This window comes from Bacillus sp. LK2 (assembly GCF_001043575.1).
Lineage (GTDB): Bacteria > Bacillota > Bacilli > Bacillales > Bacillaceae_G > Bacillus_A > Bacillus_A paramycoides.
Map to the genome: position 1 here is coordinate 218,234 of NZ_LDUK01000015.1, position 20,422 is coordinate 238,655.

20 protein-coding genes and 2 other annotated features are annotated in these 20,422 nt (G+C 34.2%); of the genes, 2 read left to right on the top strand and 18 right to left on the bottom strand.

All coding sequences use genetic code 11. From position 1 onward, the window contains the following. The first annotated feature begins 38 nt into the window (after positions 1–38). Positions 39–656 (top strand): LysE/ArgO family amino acid transporter, encoded by a 618-nt coding sequence (locus VK90_RS10970; protein WP_025149976.1) that lies wholly within the window; start codon positions 39–41, stop codon positions 654–656. Positions 657–798: 142 nt separating this feature from the next. Here the strand turns inward: VK90_RS10970 and VK90_RS10975 are convergent, their stop codons facing one another. From VK90_RS10975 to VK90_RS11050, 16 genes are all read right to left on the bottom strand, one after another. Then, positions 799–2,052 (bottom strand): MFS transporter, encoded by a 1,254-nt coding sequence (locus VK90_RS10975; protein WP_048372720.1) that lies wholly within the window; start codon positions 2,050–2,052, stop codon positions 799–801. A gap of 214 nt (positions 2,053–2,266) precedes the next feature. After that, positions 2,267–2,473 (bottom strand): alpha/beta-type small acid-soluble spore protein, encoded by a 207-nt coding sequence (locus VK90_RS10980; RefSeq protein ID WP_002171477.1) that lies wholly within the window; start codon positions 2,471–2,473, stop codon positions 2,267–2,269. A gap of 251 nt (positions 2,474–2,724) precedes the next feature. Next, positions 2,725–3,261, bottom strand: a complete 537-nt coding sequence (locus VK90_RS10985) for a GNAT family N-acetyltransferase (RefSeq protein WP_048372722.1) — start codon at positions 3,259–3,261, stop codon at positions 2,725–2,727. Positions 3,262–3,349: 88 nt separating this feature from the next. Next, positions 3,350–4,030 (bottom strand): MgtC/SapB family protein, encoded by a 681-nt coding sequence (locus tag VK90_RS10990; RefSeq protein ID WP_002171475.1) that lies wholly within the window; start codon positions 4,028–4,030, stop codon positions 3,350–3,352. Between the two features lie 173 nt (positions 4,031–4,203). Further along, on the bottom strand, positions 4,204–4,860 hold the full coding sequence (locus tag VK90_RS10995) for a YkyA family protein (protein ID WP_002171474.1): 657 nt from the start codon (positions 4,858–4,860) through the stop codon (positions 4,204–4,206). Positions 4,861–4,875: 15 nt separating this feature from the next. Continuing rightward, complete coding sequence (locus VK90_RS11000) at positions 4,876–5,697, bottom strand: peptidoglycan-N-acetylglucosamine deacetylase (RefSeq protein ID WP_002171473.1); 822 nt, start codon at positions 5,695–5,697, stop codon at positions 4,876–4,878. A gap of 100 nt (positions 5,698–5,797) precedes the next feature. Next, positions 5,798–7,159, bottom strand: coding sequence for a sensor histidine kinase (locus VK90_RS11005; RefSeq protein WP_048372723.1), 1,362 nt, complete (start codon positions 7,157–7,159; stop codon positions 5,798–5,800). Next, positions 7,156–7,845, bottom strand: coding sequence for a response regulator transcription factor (locus tag VK90_RS11010; RefSeq protein ID WP_002171471.1), 690 nt, complete (start codon positions 7,843–7,845; stop codon positions 7,156–7,158). Before VK90_RS11010 ends, VK90_RS11005 begins: the two co-directional genes overlap by 4 nt. Before the next feature lie 12 nt (positions 7,846–7,857). Next, positions 7,858–9,105 (bottom strand): hypothetical protein, encoded by a 1,248-nt coding sequence (locus VK90_RS11015; RefSeq protein ID WP_002171470.1) that lies wholly within the window; start codon positions 9,103–9,105, stop codon positions 7,858–7,860. 162 nt (positions 9,106–9,267) lie between these two features. Further along, a complete protein-coding gene (locus VK90_RS11020) occupies positions 9,268–10,269 on the bottom strand; it encodes an LCP family protein (protein ID WP_048372725.1) in 1,002 nt (333 codons plus the stop codon). A gap of 348 nt (positions 10,270–10,617) precedes the next feature. Next, positions 10,618–12,924: a glycoside hydrolase gene (locus VK90_RS11025; RefSeq protein ID WP_048372737.1), complete on the bottom strand. Its 2,307-nt coding sequence runs from the start codon at positions 12,922–12,924 to the stop codon at positions 10,618–10,620. Positions 12,925–13,149: 225 nt separating this feature from the next. After that, the gene (locus VK90_RS11030) at positions 13,150–13,362 is read right to left on the bottom strand and encodes a DUF6366 family protein (RefSeq protein WP_048372738.1); all 213 of its coding nucleotides are present in this window, start codon (positions 13,360–13,362) and stop codon (positions 13,150–13,152) included. A 153-nt stretch (positions 13,363–13,515) separates the two neighbouring features. Further along, on the bottom strand, positions 13,516–14,409 hold the full coding sequence (gene thrB, locus VK90_RS11035) for a homoserine kinase (RefSeq protein WP_048372739.1): 894 nt from the start codon (positions 14,407–14,409) through the stop codon (positions 13,516–13,518). After that, positions 14,406–15,464: a threonine synthase gene (thrC, locus tag VK90_RS11040; protein WP_048372740.1), complete on the bottom strand. Its 1,059-nt coding sequence runs from the start codon at positions 15,462–15,464 to the stop codon at positions 14,406–14,408. Before thrC ends, thrB begins: the two co-directional genes overlap by 4 nt. After that, positions 15,457–16,752: a homoserine dehydrogenase gene (locus VK90_RS11045; RefSeq protein ID WP_048372741.1), complete on the bottom strand. Its 1,296-nt coding sequence runs from the start codon at positions 16,750–16,752 to the stop codon at positions 15,457–15,459. The genes thrC and VK90_RS11045 overlap by 8 nt, the downstream gene beginning before the upstream one ends. Positions 16,753–16,906: 154 nt before the next feature. Continuing rightward, positions 16,907–17,139: a binding site (T-box leader), on the bottom strand. Positions 17,140–17,253: 114 nt separating this feature from the next. Beyond that, positions 17,254–17,488 (bottom strand) — a binding site (T-box leader). Between the two features lie 235 nt (positions 17,489–17,723). Then, entirely contained in the window at positions 17,724–18,362 is a 639-nt protein-coding gene (locus tag VK90_RS11050) for a pyridoxamine 5'-phosphate oxidase family protein (RefSeq protein ID WP_048372743.1), read from the bottom strand. Between the two features lie 81 nt (positions 18,363–18,443). Here VK90_RS11050 and VK90_RS11055 point away from each other — a divergent pair, with 81 nt between their 5' ends. Then, positions 18,444–19,052 carry an NUDIX hydrolase gene (locus VK90_RS11055; RefSeq protein WP_048372744.1) on the top strand — a complete coding sequence of 203 codons (609 nt, stop codon included), beginning with the start codon at positions 18,444–18,446 and terminating at the stop codon, positions 19,050–19,052. A gap of 52 nt (positions 19,053–19,104) precedes the next feature. On the opposite strand, the gene VK90_RS11060 is transcribed toward VK90_RS11055, so the two are convergent. Further along, positions 19,105–19,443: an SdpI family protein gene (locus VK90_RS11060; protein WP_048372746.1), complete on the bottom strand. Its 339-nt coding sequence runs from the start codon at positions 19,441–19,443 to the stop codon at positions 19,105–19,107. A 71-nt stretch (positions 19,444–19,514) separates the two neighbouring features. Then, entirely contained in the window at positions 19,515–20,345 is an 831-nt protein-coding gene (locus VK90_RS11065; RefSeq protein WP_048372748.1) for a peptidoglycan-N-acetylglucosamine deacetylase, read from the bottom strand. Positions 20,346–20,422 lie beyond the last annotated feature (77 nt).

Here is a 20,422-nt window from a genome sequence, read left to right on the forward strand (position 1 = left end):
ACTATCATAATTAATTACACTAAGTAGGAGGTAATATAATGAGTGAAGCAATTATTCACGGTATCATCCTTGCATTTGGCCTTATCATCCCATTAGGTGTCCAAAATGTTTTCGTCTTTAACCAAGGCGCCAGTCAACCAAATATTTGGCGCGCTGCTCCTGTAGTCTTAACTGCATCTATATGTGATACATTATTAATTTTAATTGCTGTACAGGGTGTATCCCTTGTACTCCTTACTTTTTCTTGGCTAACAACTACCTTGTATATGATTGGATTTTTCTTTCTTATGTATATGGGCTGGGTTATTTGGAAAAGTAATCCTTCAAATGATGTACAACAAGAAAAAAGCATGCCTTTAAAAAAGCAAGTTATTTTCGCCGCATCAGTTTCATTACTAAATCCACACGCAATTTTAGATACAATTGGTGTAATTGGAACAAACTCTATTCAGTACATAGGAAATGAGAAATGGGCTTTCACTTTCGCAACAATTATCGTTTCTTGGATTTGGTTTATAAGCTTAGCTATGGCTGGAAAATTTCTAAAAAGACTAGACTCAACAGGAAAAACGATCATAGTATTAAATAAATTTTCAGGGCTAATCATCTGGGGCGTCGCACTTTATATGTTAAAACAAGTGCTTTTTCCTAACTGAATAAAGTGAAACTTTATTCAGTGGTTTTTTTCTCAGTCCTACTGATTATTAGCTCACACCAATCTGGCTTTATGGACAGCCCGAAAATAGCCTGATAAAGAGAATTGCATGCTAATTACAAATCATGCAATTCTCTTTCCAATTATGAAGTTGGTTCCGGTTTTTGTTTTTGCACCATGTTATCTTTTGCTGGTTTAATCCAAATAATTGCTATGACAGCACCAATAGCAGCGAAGATACTTGTTAAATAAAACACTTCATGGTCCGCCCCTTTCATAAAAAAAGAATAAAGGGGTGGTCCAGCTGCTACACCGATAAATCGCATTGAACTATAAAATGAAGTAACTGTGCCCCTCTGCTCTTTTTCAATTCCTTGAGTAATAAGAGCATCTAAACATGGTAACGCAATACCAATACCTACCCCCATAATAACAAGACAAAGAAGTAGCAAATAGATCCCTTTTATAAATAAAGGTAATACGACAGAGGCAGCAGCCAATAAAAACCCAATATAAATACACTTTTTCATAACATCCTGTTTATCTCCAATTTTCTTACCAGCCATATATGAGCTAAGTGATAGTACAAGTAAAGGAATAGCAAGTACACACCCTTTCCATATACCATGAATGTCGTACTTCGACTCCAGTATAGTCGACAGATAAAAAAGGATTCCGAATAAAATAAGCATAATAATTGCACCTAGTATAAAAATGGCAATTAACCATCTTCCCTTTTCTCGAAACGTAGAGATAATAGATTTAACAAATTCTTTCAGTGGAGGCGCTTGTTCTTCTTGTTTCTTCGCCTTTACTAACACCAATAATAAAACAATCGATATTACACATAAAACTGGAATCGCCCAAAATGGTAAGAACCATACAATGGCCGCAAGAGCAGATCCTAAAATAGGACTCAATACTTTTCCAAATGTATTTGACGTCTCAATAATACCTAAGCCGGCACTAACCTGTTTTTCATCTTTGTACAAATCACCAACGCATGGTATAACAACTGGCATAGCTCCAGCAGCTCCTATCCCTTGAATTGCCCTTCCGATAAGAATCCAAACATAGGGATTATCAACTTTCCATGATACCCAGCCCGTAATCGCTCCTCCAATAGCTGCAATTACTAAACTTGGAACCATTACCATCTTTCGTCCCCATCTATCTGATAAATAACCAGCAATTGGTATAAGCAAAATCGCAATGATAGAATAAATTGTAATAATCATGGATACTTGGAAAGATGAAATATGTAATTTTTTTTCAATGGTTGGCAGAATTGGAATAAGCATTGAATTACCTAATGTCATAACGAGTGGAACTGATGCAAGCGCAATTAAACAACAGTTTTCTTTTTTTAACATGTTGATTTCGGAACCTTTCATCATATATTTCTTACCATATAATAGCCCTGCTGGAACTTAATTTTACATTCCACCAGGGCTATTACATCTTTACTACTTTCCATTCACAACAAAAGAAATTGGGTAAAACATAGCGTTACTTCTATTCTTTGAATCCAGTTCACAATATATCCATACCAATTAATTGAAAATAAAAAAGAAAGGAAGAATCCTTCCTTTCTCCTATAACCTTCTACATTTAGCGAGTATATCCGCCACCAAGCTGTTGTTCTGCCATCGCTACAAGGCGTTTTGTAATTTCACCGCCTACAGAACCGTTTGCACGTGAAGAAGTATCAGCTCCAAGTTGTACACCAAACTCTTGTGCAATTTCATATTTCATTTGATCTAGAGCTGCTTGTGCTCCATTTGATGCTAATTGATTAGTGTTACGATTTCTAGCCATTACCGATCACCTCCTTATATATATTAAATTGTATCAAAACCGATATTAAATACCTGGTAATTTTTGGTTATTCATTTTTTTAAAAAAGAGTCTCGCAATGAGACTCTTTCATCATTTCACATTATGAAGTTACTACTTCTAATTTTCTATTTGTTAATACCTTCATTACTAAACTTTTCGTCTTTTTACAACATTAAATCCGTATTTTTTAATAGCCGAAAGTTTAGTTTACATAATATAATTATTTAAACCTAAATTGATAATGTTTTATATAAACAATCCATATCTCGCCACACATATGCTATTTCTTCTATATTTAGTCTTGCTAAAAATTTTGTATCAATTTTTTCAGGATTATATTTTTCATAAAATTTTTTAGAAGGATTATTAGAGACAACCCAAACTAAAAGAGATTGCATATTACTTTTTTTACAATCTGATAGTAAAGCTTGAAATAAACGTTGTCCTATCTTCATCCCTTGATACTCTTGTAAAATGTATATTGCATATAATTCCCCATCACAATTATATGTCCCCGTTCTTTCAGTCCCACCATCGATAAATCCGATAATCTCCCCATTTAAGGTCTCTGCTACAAACCTATATTGATGCCCGTCTTCTTTTTGAAAAATACTTTCCCATAGCTTTTCTCGTTGTTCATACGTTATATTTTCTAAAATTTCGTTAGCAAATATCCCTTTATACGTTGTTTTCCAGCTTTCCACATGCACTTTTGCTATACTTGCAATATCATTTTTCGTTGCCCTTCGAATATGTATCTCCATCATTTGCATCCCCCTATGTAAATAATTATAGCAAAATGCTTTTTGATGTATAAAAAAAAGAGTGAATTTTCATCACCCTTTTCAATCTTTTTTATCTACTTTCCACTTCAACAGATACAACATGATCGATTTCTTTTAGAGAACTATATAACTCAGTTGTATATAAATCTTCCGGAGCTAAAATAACCATTTCTAATTGCTGAGATGCTCCATTATCAATATCTTTAATTTTTACTCGCTTCACTTGCATATTTAAATTTTTAATTTGCTTAAAAATCCCGTCTAACTCTCGATGTTTGTTTACAGTAATTTTTATAGACAAGTCCTTTTGTCTCAATGAATACGGGCCTGCAATTTTCACAAGTTGAGGAAGTACATTAATTGCTAATATAATTAAAATCATGGCAACAGTAGCATGTACATAAAATCCTGCTCCAATCGCAATACCTAGTGCTGAAGCAGCCCATACCATAGAAGCTGTCGTTAATCCTGAAATAACGTCATTACTTCTTCGTAAAATTACCCCTGCTCCAAGAAAACCGATACCACTTACAATTTGAGCAGCTAATCGCATTGGATCCATATTCGTATGTCCTGGAACAGAATATACATTCACTGATTCAATTGAAACCATCGTAATTAAACAACTCGCTACAGAAATAACCATACTTGTTTTCACTCCAAGCGGTTTATTCTTTAGCTGTCTATCTATTCCGATGAATAATCCTAAAAAGAGTGCTAAACCTAATTTGAATAAAAATTCATATGACATATTTCATTCTCCTTACTTTACAATGTTCCCTTCGAATAATACACTATAACTCTTTTATGATATCAATTCCAGTCTTTTCTATTCATTGAACGACAAAAGCCGAAAAAACATTTTTTACTGCAATGTTTTTCCGGCTTTTTCTATAGGTTTTTTAGCATGATTAAGATACTTTTTTATTTTTGTTCTTTAGTCTTAATCTGTGCATCTTTATAAAATGCTAATTTACTGTCATTATACTCTTTTGTATGTTTGTTAAATTGTTCTTTCTCCTTTTGAGCTTCCACATTTAACTCATTAACAGTTTTAACTTTTTCACCAATTTCTTTTAACTTCGTTTCTTTTACTTTTAATTTTTCATACAGCTCTTTTTCATTCGCTAATGCCTTCGTATAATTCTCATACATCTTTTGGAAAGATTCATAACGGTTTTTATACGACTCTTCTACTGCTTTTGCTTGTTTTTGCAATTTCTTATCTTCAAGCTTCTCTATATTGCTTTGAACCGATTTCGTTTCCTTCTGAGCTTTTTCTAACAGTTCTTTCTCGTTTTTCATTACTTTTTCACGCTCATCTACATTTGCAGTAGCTTGCTCGATTTTCTGCGTAACTGCTTCATTATGCTCTTTACCTTCTTGTAAAATTTGAGAATATAGTTCTTGCCCTTGCTTCTCTAATTTCTCTAATTTTTTCGTATCATCAACTAAAGATTTTTCTTGTGTCGCTGCTGCTTCAAAAGCCGTATATAAATTTTCTTCTGGCTTTTCACTGAAACATCCTGATAATAATCCTACTGATAATGCTCCAACTACTGCTACTTTTCCATACTTCAACTTCAATTCCTCCAATTATAAACGGTTATCGTGCCAGAAGTTCACTGGGAAGTGATTCTCTTCATGATATGCTTCAAATTCATAACCCTTTTCTTTTAGACCCTTTAAAATTGCTGGCACAGCAGCAACTGATTGCGGGTGAATATCATGCATTAAAATGACTTCTTGTGGTTTTGTTGCACCAGCTAATACATTTTGAGCGATTTGCGCTGCCGCTGCATCAACTGGTACTTTATTGTATTTCCAGTCTAAAGAGTCAATTGTCCAGTCCCATACTTTCAAACCGTCCTCTACTACTTTATTTCGGAGACCTTCATTTAAACCAGGCGTCGATCCGTATGGAGGACGTGTTAATTTAGGAGATTTCCCAATAATATTTGCGATTAAGCCTTGATCTTCTTTCATTTCATTAACATACTCGCCATTTTTATATAACTTCGCATAATTGTGTGTCATACTATGCATTCCAACATAATGTCCTTCTGCATTTTCACGTTTTACTAAATCAGGAAACTGTTTCACATTTGCGCCAATTAAAAAGAATGTCGCCTTCGCATCATGCTGTTTTAACATATTCAATAATTCAGCCGTATATTTTCCTGGCCCATCATCAAATGTAAGGTAAGCAACTTTTCTTTCCGTTCCATTAAAACGACTTGGTGCCGTTTTATTCATTTCAACTTTCGGTTGTTCACTTGCAAGCTGTATTACATTTTCTTGTTTCGCAACAGCTTTTGCTGGTGAAGTAATAGATTGAAACATGAAATACCCAATAGCTACTGCTGCAATCGCTATTAAAACGACTACTACTCGTTTAATGTTAAAAGCCTTTTCCATTCTATCGAATTCCTCTCCCTATTAATCTTATATATAAATCACCCAATGTAATTATACATTTATTTATTTTATTACACTATATAAACAAACAATATATGAATTATAGTGGGAGCTTTATCAAAATTGTTGTTCCTATTCCTTCTTTACTTATTATACTAAGAGTACCTCCATGAAGGTCTACCATTTTTTTTACTATAGCTAGACCAATGCCTGCACCTGCAACATGATTATTAATTTGATAAAATGACTGCTCTATAAAAGGTAGATGCTCTTCAGCAATTCCAATACCTTGATCTGTCACTTTAATCACTGCTTGTCCTTCACGTTTTGTCACTTCAATGTGAACTGTACTGTTTTCATATGAATATTTAATAGCATTATGAATAATATTCAAGAAAATTTGCTTTAGCCTATTTCGATCCCCCATCAATTCAATTCGTTCTAGAGTATGGATGAATTGAATTTTCTTCTTTTCAGCGTTAGGAGTTAATTGCCAAATCGTCTCCTCTAGTATATCGTACAATTGCACTTTTTGTTTATATAAATTAAAATGATTTGATTGTAATCTTGAAAAATCTAGCAATTCTTCTACTAAATGAATCAATCGGTCTGTCTCACCTGAAATAATTCCCATACCTTGCTTTATTTCTTCTTCCGTTAAATGCTCTACAGTTTTTAACGTCTCACTCCAACCTTTAATTCCCGTTAAAGGCGTCCGTATTTCATGAGAAATAGAAGCAATAAATTCATTTTTCATCTGTTCTGCTTTTTCTATTTTATCAGACATATAGTTTAAACTATGTGCTAACTCACCTAATTCACCGGGATAGTCTTCTTTAATTCTATCTTTCAGTGTTCCTTCTGCGATTTGTGAAGAAACTTGAATAATAGATTCAATTGGCTCAACAAATGAATTTGCCAAGCGTCTGCTAATTAAGAAGACAATTCCTGAAATAACAATACCTACAGAAATAGTAAACATCATGATTTCAATAATCTTTGCATTTACATGTGTTAAAACAGTCGTATATTTTAAAACACCGATAGTTTGCCCTTGATGTACGAGTGGACTTAATACTTCTAATTGTTTTTCATTATCTTTCGTAGTAGTAACTTGGTGATACATTTCCCCCTCTAGTAAAGAATAAGGAATATTTACTTTACCTTCTACCTTTTGTCCGCTTGACGACTGTATAATCGTACCGTGCCGATCGATCAATTGTAATTCTGTTCCTTCCAATTGAAAACTTCCAATGATGTCACCACTATATTCGTTCAAACGAATAAAATATAATGAATTATACTCAGAGAAAAAACGTGTACTCGTCTTCGCATGAGATTCTATATACTGTACAATACCATTATAATAATATTGATAAATAGAGACTGAAAATGCTATTTCAAACAATACAAGCATAAGTGTTATGACCGTCATAAAATACAAAGTCACTTTCCGTCTCATTTTATAGTTTCCTTCCACACATATCCTTTACCCCACACTGTCAGGATAAACTGCGGTTCAGATGGATTGCATTCTATCTTTTGACGTAACCGCCTCATATTTACATCTACGACTTTCGTCTCACCTACGTAATTAACTCCCCAAATCATATTTAATATTTCATCCCGTGATACCGGCTTAGAAGCATGGTCCATTAAATATTGTAGTATCATATATTCTGTAGGGGTTAAATCCACTAATTGCCCATCTTTATATAAACTTTCTTCTGTAAGATTTAATGAAAACGGACCAGATGTAAGTATATTTGTTTTTTCTGCATGCACTTCTATTCTTCTTAATAAGGATTGTACACGTGCCGTTAACTCTACTGGACTAAACGGCTTTGCAATATAATCATCCGCCCCAATTCCTAATCCTTGTACCTTATCCTCATCTTGTACACGTGCGGTTAACATAATAATACCCATTTTTTTATTATTTTCCCGAATAGCTTTACATACTTGAAAACCGTCAATCCCTGGTAACATTACGTCAAGTAGTGCAACTTGAACAGTATGTTGACGTAAAATCTCTAATGCTTCTTCCCCTGTATTAGCCTCTAATACATGAAATCCAGCACGTTTCATATTTAATACAATAAAGCTACGAATTGGTATTTCGTCTTCCAATACTAAAATTGTTGGCATAATTCCCACCTCCTACTCTTGTTGATAATCCGCTAGCGGTTTTATATATGCTTTCACTTTTTCAAACTTTGATTGCTTCGGTACTGCATATACGTGAGAAGCTGTTTTAACTGCTGCCTCGTATCCTTTTATTTTGAACCAGTCTCTCCGCTTAAAAATATGGACTTCAAGCCATACTTCATTTGTACTTGCATCCAAAAACTTTTGAACATTTGATTCCTTTTGCTGATCTGGGATAGTAATTTTCCCCATTAACTCTTCAGGAATTTTCACAAAATATCCTTTTTCTATATTGATATATCGTTCTTCTATAGGTTTAGTTCCATCTTCACTCCACTGTATGTAACGTTCAAAGAGCGGACTATCACCATATGATTTATCTTCCCAACCTTTTGGACGTACAGTACGAACAAATTCAATAATGCCGTCTTCATTTACGTCTTTACTTTCCACAACATAATCATTGAATAAATCTTCTTTCCCGCCTATAGGTAATTCCTCATAATGATCCTTATTAAATTTCGCTACATATGTTACACCTGAATGAGCCCCAACTCCCGCATCAATTACAACCGCCTTTGACATTTTGGAAATACATCCAATCTGTATTCTTTGAATACTATTTATAAATGGGTCAAATGAAACTTCAGATATAGTCTTAAACTGCTCAATGAACTCAACTGTCAACTTCTCATCTTTTTCATAAGTAACAAGGCTTATATCATTAAGACCATTTCTGTTTAGATCTTCTATAAATAGCTTCGTATAATGCCGATTATAAATCTCCTTCATATCTTCATTTTCTTCCGAGAAAACATACATAACATGATCTAAAGATTGGCGACTTACAGAGATTCCAATTAATAATTCTCTCTTCCCATTCCCTGTAAAATCACCCACTTCAACGATATCTACTTCTCCTCCATCAAATTTATGCGTGGACTTTATTTTCCATCCATTTCCGATTTCCTCATATACAGCTAAATATACGCTATGATCTTCATTCGGCAATTTATAAAATACGATGGCTTCTTTTTTATTATCTTGTTTAAAATCCATTGACCAAATCATTTGTTTATCTTTATTAGACATCGGAGTAAGCAATCGATAATTAACAGGCAAATCTTTATCTATTTGCTCTTTCAATTCATTTATCCACTTCTCATTTGCAGGAGCCACCATTAAATTTGTCGGAGCTTCAGACATTTTACATCCAGTCAATATAAAAATGATTCCCATAATGCCTATCCATTTCTGCATATGATATCTTTCCTTACTACAGATTTTAAGTATTTCTTTATACTTTTGCTTCTCCAATATTCTCATACATATGAGTATAATTTTTCTAAAATAAAAAATCGTTACAGAAAAGTTACAAATCCATTTCCAAAAAAAAGATTGGCGGAGGCCAATCTTTTTTTACTATTCATTTCGAACTGATTTTGGTGTTACACCTAAATGTTCATTTAATTTATTTGAAATATCTTTTACATTTTTTTCGTTTGGAATGTAATAATAAATACCACCAATACGTTTATCTGTTCCTTCTATTTGCATCTTTTCCATTTGCAGATCCGATCCTGCCATATTTTTCGTAATAGCAAGCATATCATCAAATGTTAAATTTGTTTTCATATTTTTATCAATTGCATCAAGTAAAGAGCCCATTTTGCTAATCGATTGAACAGACATTGCTTTTTTCGCAATTGCTTCAATTACAAGTTGTTGCCTTTGACCACGCATAGCATCACTGTCAATTTTACGCGTTCTTGCAAGTGCAAGTGCTTGCTCTCCATTTAAATGTTGGAAACCTTTTTCTAAATGAATCATACCTGCTTGGTCTTTACTATCTTGTTCTGTGAAAGTAACCGGTACATCAATATCAATACCACCAAGCGAATCTACAATTTGTACAAATGACTCGAAGTTAAACTTCACATAATAATCAACTGGAACATTTAAAAATCGTTCCACTGTATCTCGTGTACTTTCAACACCACCAAATACGTGTGCGTGTGTAATTTTATCTAATTTCTTTCTAGATGGAATGTAAACGCGTGAATCACGTGGAATACTTACTAATTTAACTGACTTATCATTTTTATTAATTGTCGCTAATAAAAGTGCATCTGTCCGAACCGCTTCACCATATTGGCTTTTTCTCATTTCACTTCCGTCTACACCCATAATTAAAATTGAAACATTATCCTTTAAAGGTTCAACTTCTTTATCCCGTTTTGATGACTTATCAATTTTTGCATATGCATCACTTACAACAGCTTTTGCTTTGTTATATATAAACGATCCATATCCTACTCCTCCAAAAATAAGTAGGAAAAATGGAATTAAAATGAACCATTTTATAGACTTTCTTTTAGAACGTTTTTTACTACTTCTCGTGTTTTGTTCTAATTCAGAGCTCATGTTCATTCTCCTCTCTTTCTCTTTTCCTAGTATAATGTATGTCTAGTAATCTTCATATTGAATTTCCTTTCAATCACCTTACATTTTTGTAAGGTTACATCATGAATTCAATATGTATTCCATTTCACATTATACTCTCGTGCTTATTTTTGGCAAGTCTCCATTTACAAACTTCAAAAATTTAACACTTCGAAAAATTCGAATTTACAGATTTACTATTCTGCTATTTGTGAATATAAGACTTCAACCTCAAAATTCAGTAAGTATGCAGAGGCAAGTTCCCTTTAAAATCCCGATTGGTTCACCTAATAATGAGTAGGGAATGCCCCCACTCATTAAAGCTTCACTTTATTGACTCTCATTTGGTGTATACATTATTTGCTTCCCGTTATTATAAATTAAAGCTGAATTTGCTTTAATTTTCGTTTTTTCTATTTCCACATCGTCATTCGAGAAATTCACAATGATTTTAATATCTTTTCCATATGAAGCAGATTGTACTAGCTTATCTTCTGACAGATATGCAAAGTTCGTCATTTCTTCTTTTACTGCCTTTTCATGAACTTCATTCCAAACTTTCAGATGCTGTGTAATTTCTTTTTTATGCTTATTCCACTCTACTTCATCTAAATGGTACAACGGAGGAACATTATATAATAACTCATATAACATACGATTTCCAACTTCATCTTTCACCTTCAAACTTCCCCATTCCCAGTGGTGCGTTGTAATAACGGAATTGTTGTATACTAATTTATATAATGGTACCGAATATACTGGATTTAAATACACTTGTTTATATTCTTCTTTCAACGGTACTTGCTTTGCATATTTTTCAGGAACATTTTGATTTGGTGACCAATATCCACCTACATAATACGGGCTTGTTTTGTTTTTCCTCATATCTTCATCGTCCCATTTAATAACTGGCGTTTCAATTCCATGAGCAAATGCAATCGTACTACTTGCAAAATCATTTCCGCCCTCAGAGCCAACTACCATACCTTTTTCTTGCGCAATATAATCCATTCGTTTTAATCTTGCTTTTAAATCTTGTTCTTGTGTCGTTATATGTTTCGTTGAATAATCATCATAAATTTCACCCGTTGCATCACAATCAATAAACCATGAATTATACTTAGGTCCATTTTGTAATATATCGTTCATTCGTTCTTTTACACTAGGAAGTGATAATGTCGGATTTAATTTTCGACCTCTTCCTAAAAACCCTTGCACCTTCTCTCCATTTTTCTTCGTTACAGTTGCTTCTTCATATAACGATGGATCATTAAAGGAAGCTGTGTTCCAATTTTTATCACCTTTTTCGTGAATGGAATGGTAAGAATCATACGGACCAACTAAATATCCCATTTTCTTAGCTTCTGTAACGAAATTAGGCTGCATAAATCCTTGTTCCCAGTTCGGCAGACCAATCCATGCTTTGTCTATCCCTGCTTCTTTCATTTCCTTTATAATATCTGTTCCATCTGCAGAACCCCATTCACTCACCTCTTCAACCGCATCACCGAGTCCTGACTTTAATAAATGCTTATTTAAGCTATACAACTCCGTCTTCGCTAAGTAATCTATGCCTTTCTTTAATAGTGCACTAGCTTCCTGATCAACTTTCGGGAAAATATCCTCTTTATAAAATTCCTTCATTGATAATACTTCGTTTACATAACGCAAAATAACATTTTTTTGATACTTATCGATGAAATCTTGTTTACTTACTTGCTCAAATACATTCAGTTCTCCAGGTTCTGAACTATTCTTTTGAATGAGTTCTTTTATATGGCTAAACAGTGGGCTATTTATTTGCCCCCTTAGCTTTGGCCAATTTACGTTACTTTCTGATAAACCATTTTGATTCCAAAAATAAAAATGACCTGCACCGTAAAGTTTTTCTATCTCTTTATTTTTTCTAGCCTTTTCTTGTAATGTTTTAAATTCACCTTTTTCAACGATATTGTTCTTATATAGTTTGGCGATACTTACTGCATCATTATTTGTCACATATAACTGAAATCCATATGTTTTATTTTTATTTATACTCGGGAATTCATGTGTAAAATCAAATCCTATTTTCGGATCTGAATGAAATTTCAATTCATTATTAAACATATTGTTCGCAATATATACAATCGAATATTTCGAACCATTTAATGCGAAAAACTTCATGGAAAATGATTCAGCAAATGAATATGCATCATCCTTCAAAAACTTCTTCCAATTCTCATCATTACTTGGAATTTGCTTACCTTCCCATAACGGAAGTGTATAATTTTCAGCTTGTACTTTCGGCCATGTAAAACTTTCTGCACCAGTCGATTCCACTTCAATATTTAAGTGGTCTTTTTTCTTTTCTAAGTTTACTTTTACTTTTTGATCTGGATATTCCCATGATGTGCGATCCTTGTCTTTTTTTAAATTCGACACCTTCATTTTCGGTAACGGTTGTGATGCCTGTTCCTTTACACCATCATGTTCTACAGTTAACGTGAAAGTCTCTGGATTTACATCATAAGTAAAATCTTTATACGTCGCTTTCTTTATTTTAGACTCTTGTAAAGCATCATTACCATTTACATCACACCCGACTAAAGTCGAAAATGACATTGTTGTAAGAAGACATATTGCTATCATTTTGTTCATCTTCTGCACCTCCACCACTGAATATACAGGGGTTTTGTTACAGGAATGTGGCAAAAAATAATAGAGCTAGCATAATGCTAGCTCCATTCGGAATATGAAAAATAAATTCATGAACAAATCTATTCTGCTTTAAAGAAGATATGTAATACAATAAGACTTTAATCCATGCCTTTTCGCTCTAACTAATTATTAGTCCAAACGAATCAAAGTTTTAACAAGCATTCTTTATCTGAAAAAGTAACTGTATATAATATATCCTAAAACTAGCACTAAAATTAATATTCCTGTACCTTTCCAATTCATACCACCTACCATATCAACGTGGTTACCTGTTTCCGCTCTATTGAGCCCATCATTCAAAGAACCGGTAGGATTATTTTTCAATTCACTTTGTCTCATACGTTCTCTTTTTTCTTCTGGTGACTCTTTTGAACTCATATAATCACCTCCAAAATTAATACGCCCTTTACTCAACTATACAAAATTAAAATTCATTTTATATTCTCTTTCTAAAATATTATTTCTTTGAAAAAATTCCGATTAAAAATGTATTCCCCATAACGTAAAGAAAGCTAGCGATGCTAGCTTTCTTTATAATCCAATATGTTCTTCCTTATTTACAGTAACCCCTTTATGATCGATTTCAAGCTCACATACTTTCATTGCTATAAATACTCTCGCTAATTGCTCAGCAATTTCTTGCCGCTTCTCATATGGAGTTAATATAAAAATGGATGGTCCCGCGCCACTAAGTGCTGTACCATATGCCCCAAACTCTTTTGCACATTTACGAATAGATGGTAATAACGGTATAAGTTCTAAACGATACGGCTCGTGAAAATGATCTCTCTCCATCATCTCACCTACAACTTCCCACTTCTTTTGACATAATGCAGCTACTAACACATTGCTAATTGCACTAGCTTTAACAGCCTCATGAAAAGGAAACATCTTTGGTAATACAGATCGACTTTCATCCGTATTTAGCTCTTCATTTGGAATAAGAGAAATTACGCCTAACTCCTTACTTTCAATCCTCACGACCGAAACATTCTTTCCGTCCAGTGCTCCAATTACAGTTCCACCTAAAATAGACGCAGCAACATTATCTGGATGTCCTTCAAAATTTGTAGCAATTTGAACTTTTTGATCAGTTGTTAAATGTAAATTTCCAAGTTGATTCGCAAGCTCTATTCCTGCTACAATCGCTGACGCGCTGCTTCCTAGCCCTCTTGTCAACGGAATATTACTAGTAACTTCTATTATATGGGGTGATAAAGAAGGACATACTTTACATGCCGTACTAACAATTAAATTTTTATCGTCTGTTGGAATTGAATCGTCAAAAGAATGTACTACTTGCCACTTATCAGCTTCTCCTTTTACACTCACTTCTAAATATAATGACAATGCTATTCCTACTGAATCAAATCCAGGTCCAACATTCGCTGTGCTAGCAGGAACACGAACTCTTAATGGTATCACGACATAATCACCCCTTTAATATGATCTTTAATTTGTTCTATATCATTTGAAACACTTGCAATGTCTAATTTATTAGAGGAAATTGCGATATCAGGATCTTTCAAACCGTTTCCAGTTAAAACTGCAACAACTGTCTCTCCCTTTTTGATTTTTCCAGATTGAACATGTTTAATTACGCCCGCTAATGAAGCATTTGATCCTGGCTCTGCAAAAACTCCTTCAGTTTTTGCTAACAATCTATACGCATTTAAAATCTCCTCATCTGATACCATATCTATTTCACCATTAGACTGCTCAGCAGCCTCTACTGCATACGACCAACTTGCTGGGTTACCAATGCGAATCGCTGTTGCGATTGTTTCAGGTTCCTCAATTACATGTCCTTTTACAATTGCCGCTGCTCCTTCCGCTTCAAAACCGTGAATTCTTGGCTTCTTATAGCCTTTTTCTTTCTCATATTCACAGAACCCTTTCCAATATGCTGTAATATTCCCAGCATTCCCAACAGGAATAGCTAAAACATCTGGTGCGCTTTGCAACTGGTCACAAATTTCAAATGCCGCTGTTTTTTGTCCTTCAATTCGATAAGGATTCACTGAGTTTACTAATGTAATCGGCTCTTCTGCTGCAATATTTCTTACAGCCCGAAGTGCATCATCAAAGTTTCCTTCTATTGAAATGATCTCCGCCCCATAAGCGACTGCTTGCGCTAATTTTCCATGCGCAATTTTCCCTTCTGGTATTACGATAATACATTTCATCCCGAGGCGTGCCGCATAAGCTGCAGCCGATGCCGATGTATTACCTGTTGATGCACAAATAATTGCCTCTGAACCTTCTTCTTTCGCCTTAGCAACGGCCATTACCATACCACGGTCTTTAAAAGAACCTGTTGGGTTTGCTCCTTCATATTTTCCGTATAACTGAATCCCTAATTGCTTTGATATATTTAATAATGGAATAAGGGGTGTATTCCCTTCCATTAAACTGACATCAGGTGTGTTTTCATTCACTGGTAAATAAGAAACATACTGTTTTAATAGACCTTTATACATATTGTTTTTCCTCCTCAATAATGTAGTAACTGTTTATTTCACTTGCGACATCTTCTATCGCTCCTAAAACTCGTTCGAATTGATATTTTGAAGTTTGATGTGTCACAACAACGACCTCTGCAAGTTCACGATTCAAAGGTAATTGAATGACCTCTTTTAAACTCACAGAATAATTAACGAAACATTCTGTTACTTTTTGCAACATTCCAGGCTCATCTCGTAATGAAATGCGTAAAAAATATTTCGAAACTACTTCTTCATCTCCTTGTAATTCATATGGCTCTGGTTCTTTTAACGCACTTTTGTTTTTCGGAACTTGATTCATATTTTTAACGATTGAAATAATATCACTTACTACAGCAGAACCAGTTGGTAACTTCCCAGCTCCTGGTCCATAAAACATCACTTCCCCAACCGCTTGACCGTGAACATACACCGCATTGAATTCGTTATTTACATTCGATAATGGATGATGACTTGGCAATAAAGTCGGTTCTACGCTTAAATGAATGGATGATCCTTGTTTCTCCGCTTTACCAATTAATTTCATAGTAAATCCTAACTTTTCGGCCATTTCTAAATCTTTTTTTTCGACCTTTCGAATACCTCTAACTTGAACATCCTCTAAAGAAACATTCATCGAAAAACCTAAGTTAGCAAGAATCGCTACCTTTCTCGCAGCATCTAGTCCATCTACATCTGCTGTTGGATCAGATTCTGCGAAACCCAATTTCTGCGCCTCCTGTAAAGCCTCTTCATACGACCATCCATTTTGACTCATCTTTGTTAACATATAATTTGTTGTTCCATTTACGATTCCCATTATTTTTTCAATTTGATCTGAAGCTAGCCCGTCTGCTAATCCTCTTAATATTGGAATTCCACCTGCTACACTTGCTTCATAAAACAAATCGCAATTATTTTTATTTGCTAATTGTAGAAGCTCAGCCCCATATACAGCCATTAAATCTTTATTTGCAGTTACAACATGTTTTTTACTTTGTAAAGCCTTCATAATATGCTGTTTCGCTTCTTCAATTCCGCCCATTACCTCTACTACAATATCAATATTTGAATCATTTAGAACTTCATCCACATTACTCGTTACTACGATTCCCTCAATACAAACATCACGTTCTTTTTCTAAATCACGCACAACGACTGCCTTTACCTTTACTTCACACCCTGTATCAAGAGCGATTTTTTGATAATGTTCTTTCAAAATATGGACAACACCACTTCCGACAGTACCTAACCCTAATACCCCAACATTAATAACATTATTCATCTTCTAATCTCCTCCTAGAATTTTATTTTTCACCTCTATCAATCACCTTGCTCTGCCATTTTTTCATACAGGTGGTGGTTATTTCCGTACGTGCTAATCGTTTCATGTTACAGCACCTCCCTTCAAAGTAATAAAAAAACACACTCATCCCTAGTAAAGGGACGAATGTGTTTTCGTGGTTCCACCCTTGTTCCAACCCAGACTTATTTTCTTCCAGATTGCTCAAGTTCAGATAACGGCTGATACCGTCAATAATTACTAGATTACTCGTTCACTATTGAAGTTCAAAGGTGGTAAGATCATTTCCCGTGTTAGGAAGCTCGCAGCCTTTGGCTTCCCTCTCTGTAAACCGTAAAAATCATCTCATGTCCTTATCGTTACTTTTTCGTTCATGTTTATTTGTTAACTCATTATACTCGCATAAAAAACAAAATCAATATATTTTTTTATTATTTAAAATTTTCAATCTTAAAACCCATAAAAAAACACACTCATCCCTAGTAAAGGGACGAATGTGTTTTCGTGGTTCCACCCTTGTTCCAACCCAGACTTATTTTCTTCCAGATTGCTCAAGTTCAGATAACGGCTGATACCGTCAATAATTACTAGATTACTCGTTCACTATTGAAGTTCAAAGGTGGTAAGATCACATTTCCCGTGTTAGGAAGCTCGCAGCCTTTGGCTCCCCTCTCTGTAAACCGTAAAAATCATCTCATGTCCTTATCGTTACTTTTTCGTTCATGTCTATTTGTTAACTTATTATAGTTATGAAAATTTTAAAACGCAAGCCTATTTTCACTCACTAATTTAAAGATAATTTTTTATTATATTTCACAATAACATTTCACAAAGAGCGCTCTTATTGCGTATCTTATAACTTATCAACTTATAAACCAGCTGTTCACATATGAACATCACTTTCTACAATGTGAAGATCCTCCCTCACTAAAACTATATTAATAAAGAAATTTTCAATACAATCTTTTCGTATAACTTTCTTCTAACGAACGTGCAACTTCCTCTTCTGAGGCATTCACTTTCGCATGCTCAAGTAACATTTTTGCTGCTGAAGGTAGCGCTTTTTTATTTAACCACGATTCTGGATTCCACATATTTGAACGAATAAAAGCTTTTGCGCAATGAATATAGCATTCTTCTATTTCAACAACAATTCCAAGTAAAGGATTACGTCCATTCGCCTGCATTTCTTTTAATATTTCTTCATCATTTGTAACGTAAGCACGGCCGTTTATTCTCAGTGACTCTCCAAGACCAGGGATAAAAAAGATTAATCCTACGTGCGGGTTCGAAATAATATTTAAAATAGAGTCTATACGACGATTACCCGGTCTTTCAGGAATGATAATTTTATTTTTATTTATGATGTATACAAATCCAGGTGCATCTCCTCTCGGCGAAGCATCACACTCTCCGAATTTATTTGCAGTAGACAATACTAGAAAAGGAGATTTAGATAGAAAATCTACGCAATGATGATCAAGTGATGATATAACTTTTTTCAAAGCGCGTTCACTAGGTTGCCCCAATATTTGTCGTAATTCTTCCTCTGTTGAAATAATCGATTTTATTTCTTTACTTTCAATCCTCACTTATACCCACCTCTTTTTCTTTATTTTCCCAAAATTCAATACAAATATTGTATAATAAAATTTGCAGAAAGGGGAATTAAAATGACAGAGTGGTTAACGATATTTGATCCTGAAAGAAATACACTTGGAAAGAAATTACGTGATGAAGTGCATCGTGACGGTGATTGGCACGAAACATTTCATTGCTGGTTTGTAGAAAAAGATGCTGAAGATATGTTTTTATATTTTCAATTACGCTCTAAAAATAAAAAAGAGGCACCGGGTATATGGGATATTACATCAGCTGGACACATTATGCATGATGAAGATGTACAAATTGGCGGCCTACGTGAAATTGAAGAAGAATTGGGACTTTCCTTTCAAACTACTGATTTAGCATACAAAGGCATCTTTAAAATAGATTATGAAATTTCAAATCTTATTGATCGTGAGTTTTGTCATATGTATTTTCACAATGTAATAAAACCACTTCCATTTGCACCAGGTGAAGAAGTAGATGATGTGATGAAAGTACATGCAACTTCTTTTCTACAACTATTAAAAAGAGATATTTCATCTTTAACGGCTATTTCTGTTTTAAACAGGAAATCGATAACGATAACATTTGAAGATATCTATCCTTATGAACTTGAATACTATGAATTTGTTGTAGAGCAAGGACAGGAATTGCTAAAAAATAATAGTTTGTAAATAAAATAGGACTCCCAGCTTATATTGCCCGGGAGCCCTATTTTATTTTTCATTATTGTTCAAGTGTCTTTAATCTTTTCTCTACTCGCATAAATAAGTGAATAATCAACAATAGCATAACAATCAAAATCACTAAAGTTGTATGGGGATATCTAAACAGGATACTAATAATACTTCCTATCAACAACATAATGAACCCATTTTGTTTCATCACTTCTGCACTATACTGGTTACCAGCATCCCATAATTCCTTATTTTTCATAGATCGTTTCGTCCGGTAACCGTATGCTGCGTTTATATCTGTCGGTGGATTCTTTTGAAGAATAAGTGCGGCAAGTATAAATATAACACCAATCAATATGCTCATTCCTATGTTTACTAGTGCATACATCAATTATATCCCCTCCTAACTTACACGTTCATTATACGGTATAATCCTGTATTTCCCAATTACTAACACGTTTATTTTCTTTCCTTCGATGTTTGGAACATACTTGGAAGTGTTACAAAACGTGCTCCTTTCGTTTTTAACTGCGGAATGATTTTGTCTAGCGCATCTACAGATCCCTGCAAATTCCCACCTGGAGTTGAATGCTGAAGTATTACACTACCAGGAAATGAATTCCCTAACACATTATTTGTGATTGTGTCAGCACTTACACCTTTCCAATCAACTGTATCAACACTCCACTGCACAATCATAAAATTTTGCTCCGTTGCCCATTTCAATTGATTTTCAAGTATTTCACCATACGGTGGACGTATAAATTTAGGAGCATAACCAGCTAAACGACTTAATATTTCTTCCGTTTTTATAATTTGATTATGGTACTCAGCCTCATTTACTTTCGCTAAATTCGGATGATTATACGTATGATTACCAATTACATGCCCTTCATTAGCAATACGCTTTACTACATTCGGATACCTTTCTGCATTTTCACCGAGTAGGAAAAAGGTTGCTTTCACATTATGTTTTTTTAACTTATCTAATATTTTTGGTGTAAATACTAAGTCTGGTCCATCATCAAATGTAAGAGCTACTTCCGCTTTATTGTATGGCCCTGAAAAAGCATACGCATATTTTTCGACCCATGAAAACGGTGTCCATGATCCCCGATCCTCTTCTTTCATTTGGAGTTGATAATTTTGAGGAACATTTAATTCGTATGGCACTGCGCTTATATAGTTTCCATAATAAAATGAGTTATATGGCATATAAGCATACGAAATATCTCGTTCTAGTCCCCATTGAAATGGAACGAACATTTCTGGTGAATAAAAATAATACATGATAAAAACCTCCCTAAAATTTCATATGTCGCGTATATATACTTTGTTAGAGAATTTCTTATCAATATACAAAAATA